13 protein-coding genes and 2 pseudogenes are annotated in these 15,827 nt (G+C 72.9%); 9 read left to right on the plus strand and 6 right to left on the minus strand.

The features are described from left to right. Positions 1–62: 62 nt before the first annotated feature. Together ACZ3UD_RS21335 and ACZ3UD_RS21340 are read left to right on the plus strand one after the other, a co-directional pair. Positions 63–986 (plus strand): glycerophosphodiester phosphodiesterase, encoded by a 924-nt coding sequence (locus tag ACZ3UD_RS21335; RefSeq protein ID WP_465589758.1) that lies wholly within the window; start codon positions 63–65, stop codon positions 984–986. 53 nt (positions 987–1,039) lie between these two features. After that, positions 1,040–1,393: a hypothetical protein gene (locus tag ACZ3UD_RS21340; RefSeq protein WP_465589761.1), complete on the plus strand. Its 354-nt coding sequence runs from the start codon at positions 1,040–1,042 to the stop codon at positions 1,391–1,393. Here the strand turns inward: ACZ3UD_RS21340 and ACZ3UD_RS21345 are convergent. Then, positions 1,380–1,541: a hypothetical protein gene (locus ACZ3UD_RS21345; RefSeq protein ID WP_465589764.1), complete on the minus strand. Its 162-nt coding sequence runs from the start codon at positions 1,539–1,541 to the stop codon at positions 1,380–1,382. The two genes, ACZ3UD_RS21340 and ACZ3UD_RS21345, sit on opposite strands and share 14 nt — an antisense overlap. Here ACZ3UD_RS21345 and ACZ3UD_RS21350 point away from each other — a divergent pair. Then, a pseudogene (locus ACZ3UD_RS21350) lies at positions 1,542–1,727 on the plus strand (NAD(P)-dependent oxidoreductase); the annotation flags it as partial. A 42-nt stretch (positions 1,728–1,769) separates the two neighbouring features. Beyond that, positions 1,770–2,816 carry a hypothetical protein gene (locus tag ACZ3UD_RS21355; RefSeq protein WP_465589767.1) on the plus strand — a complete coding sequence of 349 codons (1,047 nt, stop codon included), beginning with the start codon at positions 1,770–1,772 and terminating at the stop codon, positions 2,814–2,816. Between the two features lie 10 nt (positions 2,817–2,826). Here the strand turns inward: ACZ3UD_RS21355 and ACZ3UD_RS21360 are convergent, their stop codons facing one another. Next, the gene (locus ACZ3UD_RS21360) at positions 2,827–4,419 is read right to left on the minus strand and encodes a M4 family metallopeptidase (RefSeq protein ID WP_465589770.1); all 1,593 of its coding nucleotides are present in this window, start codon (positions 4,417–4,419) and stop codon (positions 2,827–2,829) included. Positions 4,420–4,662: 243 nt separating this feature from the next. On the opposite strand from ACZ3UD_RS21360, the gene ACZ3UD_RS21365 reads away from it, so the two are divergent. Continuing rightward, positions 4,663–5,991 (plus strand): ATP-grasp domain-containing protein, encoded by a 1,329-nt coding sequence (locus tag ACZ3UD_RS21365; RefSeq protein WP_465589772.1) that lies wholly within the window; start codon positions 4,663–4,665, stop codon positions 5,989–5,991. A gap of 3 nt (positions 5,992–5,994) precedes the next feature. On the opposite strand, the gene ACZ3UD_RS21370 is transcribed toward ACZ3UD_RS21365, so the two are convergent. Then, the gene (locus ACZ3UD_RS21370) at positions 5,995–8,088 is read right to left on the minus strand and encodes an amino acid adenylation domain-containing protein (protein ID WP_465589775.1); all 2,094 of its coding nucleotides are present in this window, start codon (positions 8,086–8,088) and stop codon (positions 5,995–5,997) included. A 207-nt stretch (positions 8,089–8,295) separates the two neighbouring features. Here ACZ3UD_RS21370 and ACZ3UD_RS21375 point away from each other — a divergent pair, with 207 nt between their 5' ends. The 4 genes from ACZ3UD_RS21375 to efeU all read left to right on the plus strand — a co-directional run bounded on the left by ACZ3UD_RS21375 (position 8,296) and on the right by efeU (position 12,672). Further along, on the plus strand, positions 8,296–9,111 hold the full coding sequence (locus ACZ3UD_RS21375; RefSeq protein WP_465589778.1) for an ABC transporter ATP-binding protein: 816 nt from the start codon (positions 8,296–8,298) through the stop codon (positions 9,109–9,111). Between the two features lie 144 nt (positions 9,112–9,255). After that, positions 9,256–10,404 carry an iron uptake system protein EfeO gene (gene efeO, locus ACZ3UD_RS21380; RefSeq protein ID WP_465589781.1) on the plus strand — a complete coding sequence of 383 codons (1,149 nt, stop codon included), beginning with the start codon at positions 9,256–9,258 and terminating at the stop codon, positions 10,402–10,404. Between the two features lie 95 nt (positions 10,405–10,499). Continuing rightward, positions 10,500–11,804, plus strand: a complete 1,305-nt coding sequence (gene efeB / locus ACZ3UD_RS21385) for an iron uptake transporter deferrochelatase/peroxidase subunit (protein WP_465589784.1) — start codon at positions 10,500–10,502, stop codon at positions 11,802–11,804. Between the two features lie 34 nt (positions 11,805–11,838). After that, the gene (efeU, locus tag ACZ3UD_RS21390) at positions 11,839–12,672 is read left to right on the plus strand and encodes an iron uptake transporter permease EfeU (RefSeq protein ID WP_465589787.1); all 834 of its coding nucleotides are present in this window, start codon (positions 11,839–11,841) and stop codon (positions 12,670–12,672) included. A 143-nt stretch (positions 12,673–12,815) separates the two neighbouring features. Here efeU and ACZ3UD_RS21395 read toward each other — a convergent pair whose 3' ends face one another. From ACZ3UD_RS21395 to ACZ3UD_RS21405, 3 genes and pseudogenes are all read right to left on the minus strand, one after another. Next, complete coding sequence (locus tag ACZ3UD_RS21395) at positions 12,816–12,968, minus strand: hypothetical protein (protein WP_465589789.1); 153 nt, start codon at positions 12,966–12,968, stop codon at positions 12,816–12,818. A gap of 140 nt (positions 12,969–13,108) precedes the next feature. Continuing rightward, a complete protein-coding gene (locus tag ACZ3UD_RS21400) occupies positions 13,109–15,673 on the minus strand; it encodes an ABC transporter permease (RefSeq protein WP_465589792.1) in 2,565 nt (854 codons plus the stop codon). 59 nt (positions 15,674–15,732) lie between these two features. After that, positions 15,733–15,827, minus strand: a pseudogene (locus ACZ3UD_RS21405) (ABC transporter ATP-binding protein); the annotation flags it as partial.

Consider the following 15,827-nt stretch of genomic DNA (forward strand, 5'->3'; position numbering starts at 1 on the left):
TGTCACCGCCGGTTCCCGGGTCCGCCGGGGAAAGTCCGCCCACGGCCCGTAGTGTGCCGGACATGACATCCAGTCATCGCCACCGCCGTCGCCGCCCGACCGGCCTGGTCGCCGCGCTGCTCGCGGCCGGCCTCGGAGGCCTCTCCGTGACCGGAGCGCCCGCCCTGACGCCCGCCGTGACGCCCGCCCTGACGCCCGCCGTGACGCCCACCGCCCGCTGGATCCGCCCGGCGGGTACGCCGATGACCGTCTTCGGCCACCGCGGCGCTGCCTCCGCCGCCCCCGAGAACACCCTGGTCTCGGACGAGGTGGCCCGCCGTGGCGGGGCCGAGTGGATCGAGGACGACGTCCAGCCGAGCAGGGACGGCGTCCTGTACGTGCTGCACGACGACACCGTGGACCGCACCACCGACGGCACCGGCCGGATCCGCGACCTGACCGCCGCCCAGCTCGACGCGCTGGACGCCGGCTCCTGGTTCGCCCCCTCCTACGCGGGCACCCGCCTGCCCACGCTCGCCGCCCAGTTGGACGACCTGCGCATCCGGGGCGGCAGGCTGCTGCTGGAGATCAAGGGCCCGCACACCCGGGACGAGGTCGCCCGGATCGTCCAGGTCGTGCGCGAGCACGGCATGACCGACCGGGTCTTCGTCCAGAGCTTCCAGGAGGACGCGCTGCGCCACACCCGCGAGCTGGCCCCCGAACTGCCGCTGGGCCTGCTGCGCTCCACCCTCGACCCGGACCCGGTCGCCACCGCCCGCGACCTCGGCCTGAGCGCCTACAACCCGGCGGACGAGGCGCTGGCCGCCCGGCCCGGGGTGGTCAAGGACCTGCACGCCGCCGGAGTGGCGGTCAACGTCTGGACGGTCGACCAGCCGGCCCGCTGGAAGGCGCTGGAAGCCGCCGGGGTGGACGGCGTCATCACCAACCGGCCTGCGGAGCTGGTGGGTTGGAACGAGGCCTGGGCGCAGTTCGGCGGCGCCCGCTAGGCTGCGGCCGTAGGAGCGGGCTGGCCCCGACGAGCGGGACGGGACGGGACGGGATGAGCGGGATCGACTGGGCGAACCTCGTCCTGGAAGTCCTGGAACCGCAGGGCTCGCTGACCGCCTTCGACGGCCGGCTCGTCCTCGACCTGGACACCCGGCTGGCCACCGTGGACGGCCGCGAGGCCCGACTCAACCGCGCCGACGCCAAGCTGCTGCGCGGCCTGATCGAGCTGGGCGAGGGGGTGCACGACCCGTACGTGATCCTCGCGAAGGTCTACTCCGTGATCCTCGACCCGCGTGAACTGAACCACCCGATGACCGTTCTGCGGAACAAGCTCGGCGAACCCGCCTGGATCGAACGGAGCAGGGCCGGCTGGTCGCTGCGGCCGCCTGGCCCTACCGCGCCGTGAAGTCGCCGAAGCCGGCCCGGTCGGTCGGACGGTAGGTCAGCGGTGCCGCGCCCGTGCCGGTGATCCGGGACTCCGCCGCCTCGAAGGAGGTCGGCAGGCCGCCCTCCGGGAAGAGCCGGACACCCGCGCCCAGCACCACCGGCGCCACGCCGCGGTGGACGTCTTCAACATCGAGCCGCTGCCCGCCGACCACCTGCTGCGCACCGCGCCCCGGCTGCTCGCCACCCCGCACCTGGGGTACGTCCCGCGGGACAACCACCGGCGGTACTACGGCGAGGCGGCGGAGGACATCGCGGCCTTCCTCGCGGGTGAGCCGATCCGCCGTCTGGGCTGATGTCGGCGCCACCGGCCCGGCCTCCGGTCGCATACTGACCGCATGACGAGCGGAGACGGTGGCCGGGGCACGGGCCGGCGTGAGGTGCTGCGGGCGGGTGCGGCGGCGGTGCTGCTGGGCGCGGCGGGGTGTGCGAGCGGGGGCAAAGCGCAGGCTCCGGCGACGAGTTCGGGTACGGCGCTGACCGAGGCGCCCACGCCGAGCGTGGCCGGGGCGCCGACGCCGAGTACGACCGGGGCGCCGACGCCGACGCCCACGGCGCTGCCCAGCCCCGCGCTCTGGCAGCCCGGCCCCGGCGAGATCCAGCCCGACGTCAAACGCCGCGCCGTCGAGCTGGTCGCCGCGCTCGGGGCCTGGCCGCCCGGAGGGCAGGGCGCGGAGGCGGCCCGGGCCCGGGTGGCGGCGCTGGGCCTGCCGCCCGGGCTGGCGGACCAGGCCGGGCCGCTCGCCCCGGCGGCGGCCGAGGCGAGCCTGGAGGTGATCGACGCCCAGTACGGCGGGATCCTGGCCGACTCGGCGAGCGTGCTGGTGGTCTGCCGCCAGTGGACCAGGAGCGCCGACGGTTCGGTGGTCGGGGGCGGCACCACCGTGGACGTGCGGCTGAGCCGGGCCGAGCCGCGCTGGGCCGTCACCGCGCTGCACCCGGGGGAGCCGGGCCCGGCGGCCGCCTCGCCCGCCCCGGCGGTGGCCAGGGTGCTCGCCGAGCCGAGGATCGAGCTGCCGCCCGCGGCGGCCGCCGACCTGCGCGGCGGCGCCGTCCACGACAGCGTGCTGGCGGCGATGCTGCGGCTGGCCGGCCCGTACTCGCTCTCGGTGAGCGTGGTGCGCAGCGGCCATCCGCTGGACGTCTTCGGGACGACCCGGCCCAGCGACCATCCGCTGGGCCGGGCCTTCGACGTGTGGCGGATCGACGGCCGGGCGGTGGTGGACCCGGCCACGCCCCGGCAACTGGTCGAGTCCTTCATGCGGGACGCGGCCGCGGCCGGTTCGTACAACGTGGGCGGGCCGGTGGCGATCGAGGGGATCGGCAACCAGTTCTTCACCGACGACACCCACCACGACCACGTCCACGTGGGGTTCAACAGCTGAGTGCAGGGCCTCAGTTGACGTTGACCGCGCTCCAGGCCGCGGCGACCGCGCCGTACTCGGCGCTGCCGGCGCCGTACAGGTCGCGGGCGGCGTTGAGCGAGGCGGCGCGGGCGCCCTTGTAGGTGGTCGTGGAGGTCATGTAGACGGTCAGCGCGCGGTACCAGATCTTGGCGACCTTCTGGTTTCCGATGCCGGCCACCGTGGAGTTGTTGCAGGTAGGGCTGTTGTAGGTGATGCCGTTGATGGTCTTGCTGCCGCTGCCCTCGCTGGCCAGGTAGAACCAGTGGTTGCCGACGCCCGAGGAGTTGTGGACGTCGAGCCTGCCGACCGAGCTGCTCCAGCAGTCCGCCGACCGGCCGTCCAGCGAGGGCTTGTCGAAGCGGCGCAGCCACGGCGGGGTCGACTGGTCGCTGAAGAGGTAGTCGCCGGTGTCGATCTTGTTGTTGGCGTACCACTCCACCATGGTGCCGAAGATGTCGCTGGTGGACTCGTTGAGGCCGCCGGACTCGCCGCTGTAGCGCAGGTTGGCGGTGGCGCTGGTGACGCCGTGGGTCATCTCGTGGCCCATGGTGTCGAGGTCGACCTGCTCGGGGTCGGTGGTGCCGTTGCCGTCACCGGTCATCATGCAGAAGCAGCTGTCGGACCACTGGGCGTTGTCCCAGCCGGTGCCGACGTGGACGAAGACGGTGGCGCCCTTGCCGTCGTTCTTGATGCCGTTCCGGCCGTGGACGTTCTTGTAGTAGTCGTACGTCCAGGCGGTGTTGGCGTGGGCATCGACGGCGGCGGTGGCGCGGTTGCCGGAGAACTTCTTCCCGTCGCCCCAGACGTTGGTGGCGCTGGTGAAGGCGGTGCCGGAGGTCGCCTTGACCGAGCTGGCGGAGAGGTTGCCGGCGTCCTTGGTGACGTGGCCGCGGACCGGGTCGGTGAGGGTGTAGCCGCCGCTGACCGGGGTGGTGTCGAGGGTGACCTGGCCGGTGTACTCCGAGTTCCCGGTGCCGGAGGCCTGGTGCTCGGCATCGTAGGACTCGATCTGCTCACCGGTGGTGGCGTCGGTGACGACCACCTTGCCGGCGGGCTCCCCGTGCGGACCGGTGCCCTCGACGACGGTGCGCCAGGCGAGGCGCGGGGTGCCGTCGGCGGCCCAGACCGCCAGCTCGGGGGTACTGACGGCGTCCTGGACGCCCGGGGCGGCGGCCAGGGCGTTGGCGGCGCCGGCCTGGGCGGGCACCTTGGGGACGGTGGACTTCACGGCGGCGTCGTGGGCGGCCGCGCGGGAGGTGTCCTTGAGCTTGCCGCGGGCGTCCTGGTGGACCACCAGGTCGCCGCCGACCACCGGCAGGCCCTGGTAGGTGCGGTCGAAGCGGACGTGGGAGGCGCCGTCGGCGTCGAGCACGACGTCCTTGAGCACGAGGTCCTGGCCGGCGCCGAAGCCGAACACCCCCGCGTTGCGGGTGACGTTGGCGCGGGCCTGGGCTATCGCGGCCTCGCGCATGCCGGAGGCGGCGGAGGCCGTGGTGGTGGGGATCGCGACGGCGGCGAGGGCGGCGACGACCGCGACGGCTCCGGCCGTGCGGGCACGGCGGGAGGAGGAGGTGGGGCTCACTCTGACTCCAGTGGGGGTAGCTGCAGGGAAAAGAGCTGCGACAGAGATTGACGGCGATCAGTCAGGTTGAGCTAGAGGGAAGGTCATAACTTTGCCAAGTTGTGTCCTGGTCAAATCAAAAATGATCGGAAGTTAACAAGCGGTCTACGCTGCCGTCGTGACGATCGACTACCAGTGGCGCGTGCGGTCTACGGCCCGCCGACCCGGGGCTGTTGGCACTGTGAGGCCCTAAGCTCTCACTCCATGGACGGATGGGTGGGGGCCTGGACCGGCGGGCGGGCGGCGGTCCACATCGGCAACGTCGCGGACTTCAACGCGCAGTTCTTCGCGCCCGGCATGGATGCGGCCCAGCGCGCCCGGCGGCTGCGGCAGGCGCACCACTACGCCTGCCTGGCCGCCTGCTACAGCCCGGAACCGGCGCTGCTGGTGCTGCCCGCCGAGGTGGACCGGGAGTGGATCGACTGGCTGGCCCGGGAGTTGGCCTGGGGCCCGGTCGAACTGCACAGCGGGGTGGCGGTCGGCCGGACGGTGGCCGAGGCGCTCGCCGACCGGCCCGCCCTGGCCGCGCGGATCGCCGACTCCGGCCACCCGGTGGTCCGTTGGGGACGCACCGGGGCGGACGGCGACGGGCCCGAGCTGGCCGCCGTCCGCCGGTACGAGTCCAAGGCCGACGCCCACGAGCTGTTCGCCGCCCTCGCGCCCGGGCACCCCGGGATCACCGTCCCGGCGCAGGAACGCCCGGGCGGCCGCCGCCGGGCCGCCCGTCGGCTGACCGTCCGCGCCGCGCGGGGCCTGACCACCGTGCTGAAGAGCCCGCACGGCGTCGGCGGCTACGGCACGATCGTGGTCGAACCCGCCGAGCTCTTCGCCGCCGGTGGCGCAGGCGCCCTGCTGCGCCGTCTGGTCCGCTCCGAAATCCTGCCGCCCCAAGGTGAGTTGCTGTTGGAGGAATACGTCGACGCGGGCCCGGCCGCCCGGCTGCGCGACCTCACCTACGACGCTGTGATCGGCTCGGACGGCACCGTCCACCCGGTCGGCGCGGGCGCCATGGAGGTGGCCGGCACCCGCTACCAGGGCGCCACCGTCGGCCCCGGCGCGGTGCCCCGGGCCGCCGCCGAGACGGCCCGCGGCTTCGCCCTCGCGGTGGGGGAGCGGCTGGCCGCCGACGGCTACCGCGGCTGGTACGACGTCGACTTCGTCACCGACCGGCGGCGCCGGCTCGCCCCCACCGAGATCAACCTGCGGCTCACCGGCCCCGCCATCGCCTTCATGCTGTGCGAACGCCTCGACCGGGTGCGCGGCCCCGGCCACCTGGTCCGCACCCTGGACGCGATGCCGCTCGGCGCCCGGCTCGCCCCCGAGGCGCTGTACGACCACCTCGACCGGCTGCGCCCGCGCTGCGCCCGGCTCGGCGTGACCCTGCTGCCGCTGATCCCGACGGCGGGCCACGACCCGGAGCCCGCCGTCGGCCTCGCCCTGGCCGGGCCGGACGCCGAGGCGCTGGACGCCGCGCAGGCGCTGCTCACGGCGGCCAACCACGCGCTGACCGGGATGTTCGAGGCGCTGCGCTGAGACCTATTTCTTCGTGGTCTTCGGCTTTTGCAGCAGGAAGATCACGACCACCGCCGCGGCCACCATCAGCGGGATGTTGAAGATGTAGACCATCGCCGTCTCGCGCGGCCAGTCGGTGGCGCTGGTCAGCCGGTAGAGGTTGTCCTGCGGCCACCAGCTGGCGAGCAGCCAGAACACCGAGAAGTAGGTGAGCAGGGACAGCCGGAGCGAGCGGCCCTGCCGCAGCACCGCCGGGAGGCCGAGGAAGAGGAAGGCCAGCCCGGCGCCGAAGGCGGCGCACTCGCAGAAGTAGAGCACTCCGAACCAGAAGTGGTACCCGGAGGGCACCGCCGAGAGGTCCGTCGAACCGGGGAAGAAGAAGTCGGTGAGGGCCCGGGTGAAGATGGTGGTGACCACCGTGATGAAGAACGCCAGGCAGCCCGTCACCTCGTTCGTGTTGTTCACCCCGCCCCCGGCCTTGCCGCCGCCCTTCCTGCTGCCGCCCGCCTTGGCCGAGCGTGGCGGGGCGTGCTTCGGCGGGGCCGGCAGCGGCAGCTTGGAGCGGTCCAGCTTCCCGGCCCGGGTGCGCGGCAGCTCCGGGACGCAGATCACGGCGGCGGGTGCCGAGTAGCCCTTGAGCTCCGTCAGCAGGTACTGGGTGAGTGACCAGCCGTCCACCCCGTCCGGCGCCCCCTGCGCGGGCACCGCGTAGCCGACCATCAGCCGCTGCCCGGGCAGCGGCTCCACCTCGACGACGGCCGCCTCCTGCACCACCGGGTGCGCCCGCAGCGCGCCCTCCGCGCGGGCCGCCGCCTTGACCCGGGTGGCCACCGAGGTCGCCCGCTCCACGCCGAGCCGCCCGACCACGGTCGACGCCCGGCCGACGAACTCCAGGACGCCGTCCGCCCGGAGCAGCCCGAGGTCGCCGGTCAGCAGCACCCGCCCGTCCGGGTCGAAGTCCGCGCGGACGAAGCGGCGGGCGGTGTCCACCGGCCGGTTGAGGTAGCCGCGGCCCAGGGCGGAGCCCGCGATCGCGATCTCGCCGATCCGCCCGGGCGCCACCGGGGTGGCGTGCGGCCCCAGCACGTATATTCGGGTCCCGGGGAAGGGACGGCCGACCAGTGAGACCCGCTCGGCGCCCTCGGCGGCGGCCGCGCCGCGCACGTCGAAGTATGTGCTGTCCACGGTGGCCTCGGCCAGGCCGTAGACGTTCAGCACCCGGGTGCCGTCGCCGAGCAGCCGCTGCAGGCCCAACTGCTCGTCCAGGTACCACTTCTCGGCGCCCACGGTGAGCAGCCGCACCCCGGGCAGCGAGCCGTCGGTCGCGCTCAGCAGGGCGGTGAGGCGGCGGGCGGTGCGGACGTTCAGCTCCATCACGGTGATCCGCTCCTCCGCCACCAGGGCGGGCAGGGCGGCGAGGTCGGCGGTGCGGTCCAGGGTCAGGTTGAACGGGGTGACCACCAGGGTCGCGCCGGTGCCCAGCGCGCGGACCCAGTCCGCGGTGAAGACGTCGAACTCCAGGCTCGCCGTCTGCAGGATCCGGTCCTCGGGCGAGAGCCCGTACACCTCGCGCCAACCCGCGTACGCGGCCAGCAGGTTGCGGTGCTCGATCAGCGCGCCGGTGGGCAGGCCGGTGGAGCCGGAGGTGTAGAAGACGCAGGCGAGGTCGCCCGGGGCGACCTCGGGGCACTCGAACTCCCGGTCCGGTAACGCGAGGGTGTCGACGCAGACCGGCCGCGCCCCGCCCGCGTCCGCCAGCCGGACCCGGTGCCGCTCCTCGGTCAGCACCAGCTCGGGCGCGGCGTCGGCCAGCACGTGCCGCAGCAGCGCGTCGGGCGCGGTCGGCTCCAGCGGCACGAACGCGGCGCCCGCCTTCAGCACCGCCAGCATCGCGACGTACACCTCGGTGCCCCGGCCCAGCGCGACCGCGGCCCGGCCGCCCGGGGCCAGCCCGCTCCGTGCCAGGTGGGCGGCCAGCCGTTCGGCCCGGGCGTCCAGCTCCCCGTACGTCAGCTCGGCGTCGCCGCAGCGCACCGCCACCGCCTCCGGCGCCCGGCGCGCCTGGTGCTCGATCAGCCCGTGCAGCGTGGTGGCCGCCCGGTCGGTGTCCGTGGTCATCGAGTCTTTCCTTCCTCCCCCAGGGAGAAGCACAATCCTCCTCCCAACTCCCCTCTCGCAAGAGGGTTCTGGCGCGTCCACGCCTCGGACGGCCGGGGTCCGGTCCGGCCGACGGTTGTACTGTGCACACGGACGGTCGGCGCCGGCCCGTCCGGTGCGGGCGTCCCCGCCCGTACCTGCCCGGCACCGCGATCGGAGATCTGGAACATGAGCGCGTCCTTCGACGGCCCGCTGCTGCGCACCCACGACGTGGACGTCGTGCGCGACGGCCGCCACCTGCTGCGCGGGATCACCCTGGAGATCCAGCCCGGCGAGCACTGGGCGCTGCTCGGCCCCAACGGCGCGGGCAAGTCCACCCTGCTCGCCCTGCTCGGCGCGGTCTCCCACCCCACCCGGGGCACGGTGGACGTGCTCGGCTGCCGGCTCGGCCGGGTGGACATCCGCGAACTGCGCGCCCACCTCGGGCATGTCAACCCGCGCCACCCGCTGCGCTCGCCGCTGACCGTGCGCGAGGTGGTGCTCACCGGGCACACCAACACCATCGAGCCGGAGTGGCACCGCAAGCCCGCCCCCGAGGCGGTGCGGCGGGCCGAGCAGCTGATCGAGACGCTCGGCATGAGCGCGATGGCCGAGGCCCCGTGGACCACCCTCTCCCAGGGCGAGCGCGGCCGGGCCCTGATCGCCCGCGCTCTGATGCCCAGCCCCCGGCTGCTGCTGCTCGACGAACCCGCCACCGGGCTGGACCTGACCGCCCGCGAACTGCTGCTGGACAGCCTGGACCTGCTGCGCCACCAGCACCCCGAGCTGGCCAGCGTGCTGGTCACCCATCACCTGGAGGAACTGCCGGAGAGCACCACCCACGCCCTGCTGCTGCGCGCCGGGGAGTGCGTGGCGGCCGGGCCGGTGGACGAGGTGATGACCACCGGGCTGATCAGCGAGACCTTCGGCCACCCGATCCGGATCTCCCGTCACGAGGGCCGCTGGACGGCCCGCGCCGCCGCCCGCCGCACCCCGGTGAGGTAACGGTTCGAGCGGGGTTCGAGGGGGGCGGGTATCGACGGTAAAGACTTCTTACGTAAGGTATGCCTTAGCTAAAAAGGAGGCGCCGGCCCGGTCGGCGCTTTACCCGGCCTTGGCACCCCCATGCCCTTTTCCGTTGGAGCCCCCATGCCCGCCCGCCGCCGTTCCACCGCAGCCGCGCTGCTCACCCTCGCCGTGGCGACCGCCGCCCTGGCCGGCTGCGCGTCGAAGAAGGACGACAAGGCGGGCGGCGCGGACGCGGTCAAGGTCAACGCCACCGACACCGCCTGCGAGGTCTCCAAGACCAGCTTCCCGGCCGGCCACGTGGTCCTGGACATCAGCAACAAGGGCTCCAAGACCACCGAGGTCTACGTCTACGCCGCCGGCGACAAGATCGTCACCGAGCGCGAGAACATCGGCCCCGGCACCAAGGCCACCATCAACGCCGAGATCAAGGCCGGCTCCTACGAGGTCGCCTGCAAGCCCGGCATGGTCGGCGACGGCATCCGGCAGAAGATCACCGTGACCGGCGAGGGCGGCAGCTCCGCCCCGGCCGACCCGCGCCTGGCCGCCGCCGTCGACGCCTACCGCACGTACGCCCAGGAGCAGGCCGACGCCACCGTCCCGGCCGCCCAGGCCTTCGCCGACGCGATCAAGGCCGGCGACCTGGAGAAGGCCAAGTCGCTGTACGCGCCCTCGCGCACCGGCTGGGAGCGCACCGAGCCGGTCGCCGAGAGCTTCGGGGACGTCGACCCCAAGACCGACACCCGTGAGGACAAGCTGGAGCAGGGCCAGCAGTGGACCGGCTGGCACCGGCTGGAGAAGGCCCTGTGGGCCGACGCCGGGATCGGCGACGACGAGAAGAAGCTCGCCGACCAGCTGGTCAACGACCTCAAGGACTGGCAGAAGAAGATCCCCTCCGCCGAGATCACCGCGACCAGCATGGCCAACGGCGCCAAGGAGCTGCTGGACGAGGTCGCCACCAACAAGATCACCGGCGAGGAGGACCGCTACAGCCACACCGACCTGGCCGACTTCCAGGCCAACGTCGAGGGCGCCCGGAAGGCCTACGAGCTGCTGAAGCCGGTCGCCGCCGAGAAGGACCCGGAACTGGCCAGGACCCTCGACTCCGAGTTCGCCGCGACCAACACCCTGCTCGCCAAGTACCGGCAGGCCGACGGCACCTTCACCCCCTACGACAAGGTCACCGAGGCCGAGCGCAAGACCTTCTCCGACGCGGTCAACTCGCTGGGCGAGCCGCTGTCGAAGCTGGCCGCCGCCGTGGTCGTCAAGTGACCGGCCACCGGTAGCAGCACCCCCGAGCCGAGGCCGTGGCCCCGGCGATCCAGCGACAACGCAGTTCAGCAAGAGTGAGAAGGGCCCGCCCGCCGATGGACGCCGAGAACGAGCAGCAGAACGGCACGCCGGACGCTGCCGCCACCAACAACCGGGGCGCGGTCAGCCGCCGCGCCGTCATCGGCTGGGCCGGCGCGGGCGTCGCGCTCGGCGCCGCCGCCGTCGGCTCGGTCGCCGCCGCCAGCCGGCAGGACGACGAGCCGGCCCCCGCGCCGGGCGCGGCCACCGGCGCCGAGGTGCCCTTCTACGGCGAGCACCAGTCGGGCATCGCCACCCCGGTCCAGGACCGGCTGCACTTCGCGGCCTTCGACGTCTCCGAGACGGCCACCCGGGAATCCCTGGTCAAGCTGCTCAAGGAGTGGACCAGGGCGGCCGCCGCGATGACCGGCGGCCGCGAGGTCGGGACCGGCGCGGCGAGCGGCCTGCCAGAGGCACCGCCGGACGACACCGGCGAGGCCATGGGCCTGCCCGCCTCCCGGCTCACCCTCACCGTCGGCTTCGGGCCCAGCCTGTTCGAGAAGGACGGCATCGACCGCTTCGGCCTCAAGGCCCAGCGCCCCGAGGCCCTGATCGACCTGCCGAACTTCAAGGGCGACAAGCTCGACCCGCTGCGCAGCGGCGGCGACATCTGCGTCCAGGCGTGCGCCGACGACCCGCAGGTCGCCGTGCACGCGATCCGCAACCTCGCCCGGATCGGCATGGGCACCGTCAGCATCCGCTGGTCCCAGCTGGGCTTCGGCAAGACCTCCTCCACCACCCCGGACGCGCAGACCCCGCGCAACCTGATGGGGTTCAAGGACGGCACCCACAACATCGCCGGCACCGACACCGCGAAGCTCTCCGAGCACGTCTGGGCCGCCCCCGGCGACGGCCCGGAGTGGATGACCGGCGGCTCCTACCTGGTCGCCAGGCGGATCCGGATGCACATCGAGACCTGGGACCGTACCTCGCTCAAGGAGCAGGAGGACGTCTTCGGCCGCACCAAGGGCGAGGGCGCCCCGTATGGCAAGGCCAAGGAGCACGACGCCCCCGACCTCAAGGCGATGCCCGCGACCTCGCACGTGGCGCTGGCCCACCCGGACGCCAACAACGGCCTGATGATCCTGCGCCGCGGCTTCTCCTTCACCGACGGCACCGACGGCCTCGGCCGTCTGGACGCCGGGCTGTTCTTCCTCGCCTACCAGCGGGACACCCGCAAGGCCTTCGTGCCGCTGCAGCAGCGGCTCGCGGCCTCGGACAAGCTCAACGAGTACATCCAGCACGTCGGCTCCGCCCACTTCGCCTGCCCGGCGGGCGTGCGCAAGCCGGGGGAGTGGTGGGGCCAGGCCCTGTTCGGCTGATGTCACCCGCCCCTACCATCCTGAGGAGTCAGCCGTGTTCGGCAACTACCTGATCGGCCTGCGCGAAGGCCTCGAAGCCAGCCTGGTCGTCTGCATCCTGATCGCCTACCTGGTCAAGACAGACCGGCGGGACAAGCTGCCGCCGGTGTGGCTCGGCGTGGGCTCGGCCGTGGTGCTCTCGATGGCCTTCGGTGCGGTGCTGCAGTTCGGCTCCTCGCAGCTGACCTTCGAGGCCCAGGAGGCGCTCGGAGGCTCGCTGTCGATCATCTCGGTCGGGCTGGTGACGTGGATGGTGTTCTGGATGCGGCGCACCGCCCGGCACCTGAAGACCGAGCTGCACGGCAAGCTGGACGCGGCGATCGCGATGGGCACGACGGCCCTGGTGGTCACCTCCTTCCTGGCGGTCGGCCGCGAGGGCCTGGAGACCGCGCTGTTCATCTGGTCGGCGGTGCAGGCCACCGACGACGGCTGGAACCCGCTGGTCGGCGCCGCGCTCGGTCTGCTCACCTCGGCGGTGCTCGGCTGGCTGTTCTACCGGGGCGCGCTGAAGATCAACCTGGCGAGGTTCTTCACCTGGACCGGCGCGATGCTGGTCGTGGTCGCGGCCGGCGTGCTCGCCTACGGCGTGCACGACCTGCAGGAGGCCGGCTGGCTGCCCGGCCTGCACAGCCTGGTCTTCGACATCTCCAGCACCATCCCCAAGGACAGCTGGTACGGCACCCTGCTGAAGGGCGTGTTCAACTTCCAGCCGGACCCGACCGTGCTGCAACTGGTGGTCTGGCTGGCCTACCTGCTGCCGACCCTGGCAGTCTTCTTCAACCTGTTCGGGAGCAAGGTGCAGCCCGTCGCCGCCAAGCCGGCCGCCTGACCAGCTCCTCCTCCCTCCGCACCGCCCCGCCCGGCACCCGCCGTGCGGGGCGGATTCATGTCCGCTGACTCAGGAGAGAACCGATTCACGCGCCGTCGTCGTGCTGAGGGTGACAGGACCGCTCAACTGCGTACCCATGGGCCCTACATGATCGTCCGCAGCATGAACGTCCGCCGACCGTCCCGGTTACCGGCGGCCGGCGTCGCCGCGCTCACCGCCACCGCCCTGCTCACCGCGTGCAACGACGACGCGGGCACGGACGCGCAGCCGAGCACGCCCGGCAAGGTCACCGCCACCGGGGCCACTCCTGGTCTCCGCCGCCGGACTGACCACCGGCTTGCTGCAACCGTCCGACCAGAGCGTGGTGTTCATTGGCCCGTGACGCGAAAGGAGCCCTCGGACGGCTCGTCCGAGGGCTCCTCTTCACGACCTGGGGCTAATCGCTCTTGATCGCGCCCAGGATGTCCAGCTTCGCCGCCCGGTGGGCCGGCCAGAGCGCGGCCAGCAGGCCGATCACGGCGGCCGCGAGCAGGAAGCCGCAGATCCGCAGCGGCGGCACCACGGTGGTGATGTCCTTGAGGTTGTCCACCATCGTGCGCACGCCCGCCCAGGCCACCAGGATGCCGAGGCCGACGCCCACCAGCCCGCCGAACAGCGCGATCAGCAGCGACTCCAGCCGGACCATCCGGCGGATGCCGAGCCGGTCCAGGCCGATCGCCCGCAGCATGCCGATCTCCCGGCGGCGCTCGAACACCGACATCGCCATGGTGTTGACCACACCGAGCACCGCGATCACCACGGACATGCCGAGCAGCCCGTACATCATGTTCAGGATCCCGGTGAGCAGCTGGCGGCTCTCCGCCTTGATGTCCTTCTCGCCCTTGACCGCGATCAGCGGGTTGCCGCCGGTCGCGTCGCGCAGCGCCTGCTTCAGCTGCTCGGTCGCGCCGTCGGTGCCCTTGACCAGGACCTTGTTCGGGCCGGAGCCGGGCAGCGCGTGCGGGCCGACCACGGACTCGGGGGCGATCATCGTGGCCAGCGCGGTGTTGGCCTCCAGGATGCCGCCGACGGTCAGCGAGCCCTTGCTGTTGTCCGGGTAGGTGACGTGGAGGACGTCACCGACCTGGTAGCCGCCGTGCTCGGCTCGGCCCGAACTCACCAGCAGCTTGCCCTGCTTGAGGGCGTCCGCCGAGCCCTCCGCGACCTTGACGGTGGCCAGCTGGTCGATGGTCGCGGCGTCCACCGCGGTCAGCCACTCGCGGTCGTCCTCGCCCTTCCCGGTCTTCACCGGGACGCTGCGCTCGGTACTCATCACGCTGACGCCGGGCGTCCTGGCGATCTGGGTGGCGACCTCGGGGGCGAGCATCGAGGAGTTGCGCATCGCGACCGTGAAGTCGGCCTTGAGGTCGTTCGGGGTGGCCTTGTCCACGGCCTGGTTGACCGAGGCGCCGATCACGGTCAGCGAGGTGATCAGGGTGACGCCGATGGTCAGCGCCGAGGCCGTGGCGGCGGTGCGGCGCGGGTTGCGGATCGCGTTCTCCTCGGCGAGCTTGCCCGGGGTGCCGTACAGGGCGCGCAGCAGCGGGGCGATCAGCGCGATCAGCGGCCGGGACAGCAGCGGGGTGAGCACGAACACGCCGATCAGCAGCGCGCCCGCGCCGAGGCCGACCAGCTTGACCTCCTTGCCGCCCACGCCGGCCGCCAGGGCGCCCGCACCGGCCAGGGCGAACAGCAGGCCGACGGTGTTGCGCACCACCAGGCTCTTCTGGGTGGCGGGCTGCTCGGCCGAGCTCATCGCAGCCACCGGAGCGATCCGGGAGGCCCGGCGGGCGGGCAGCCAGGCGGCCAGCACGGTGACCAGCACGCCGACCGCGATCGCGGCGACCACGGTGGTCGGGGCGACGATCAGCGGGCCGTCCGGCAGGTTGGCGTCCATCGGGCCGTTGAGCAGCGCCTTGAGCCCGACGGCGATCCCGATGCCGGCCAGCAGACCGGCCACCGAGGCGGTCAGACCGACCAGCAGCGCCTCGATCAGCACCGAGCGGGTGATCTGGCGGCGGGTGGCGCCGACGGCGCGCAGCAGGGCCAGCTCCTTGGTGCGCTGGGCGACCAGCATGGTGAAGGTGTTGGCGATGATGAAGATCCCGACGAACAGCGAGATGCCCGCGAAGCCCAGCAGGAAGGTGCTCAGGAACTCGGTGCCCCGGGCGATCATCCGGTCCTGCTCGGCGGCGAGTTCGCGGCCGGTCCTGGCCTCGATGTTGTCGCCCAGCGGGAGGGCCTGCTGGACGGCGGCGAGCAGCGTGGCGTCGTCGGTGCCCGGCTTGGCCTTGACGTCCAGCGAGGCGAAGCGGCCCGGGCTCAGGTAGAGCTGCTGGGCGGTGGCGGTGTCGAAGGCGGCCAGCGAGCCGCCGGCCACCACGCGCGGGTCGTTGGTGCGCAGGGTGCCGGTGAGCTTGAGTTCCATCACCGGGCCGTTGACCGCGACCCGGACGGTGTCGCCGACCTTGAAGCCGCCCTTGGCGGTGGTCCTGGTGTCGAGCGCGACCTCGGTGGCGTTCTTCGGGCCGCGGCCTTCGACCAGCGGGTAGCGCGGGTCGGTGCCGTCGGCGCCCGGCACGTAGTTGGTGCCGGTGGTGGAGAAGCCGTCGCCGATCAGCGCGCCCTTCTTGTCGGCGATGCCGGCGAAGCCGCTGACCACGCCGCGTGCCTCGGCGGCGCCGGGCAGCGCGGCGACCTTCGTCCGGATCTCCTCGGTGAGGGCCGGGGCGGTGGTGTCCCGGCCGCCGTGGTCGTAGCCGCGGCCGACGGCCTCGTTGTCGCTGACCGTGACGGCGATGTCGGCGTAGCTCTTGGAGTTCTGGGTCCTGAGCGCGTTGCCCAAGGTGTCGGAGAAGACGAGCGTGCCGGCCACGAAGGCGGTGCCGAGCATGACGGCGAGCGTCGTCATGAGGAGGCGGCCCTTGTGGGCCAGCACATTGCGCAGAGCGGTGCGGAACATGGGGGAGTGTCAGTCCTGGGGGTGCTCGGGGTTCGGTGGCGTCGGGGGATCGAGCCGGGTCAGCTGGTTCGGCCCTTGGCGTCGAAGCGGCGCATGCGGTCCAGGACGGTGTCGGCGGTGGGGGCGTGCAGTTCGTCGACGATCCGGCCGTCGG

The sequence above is a fragment of the Kitasatospora sp. NPDC023118 genome (assembly GCF_055560875.1).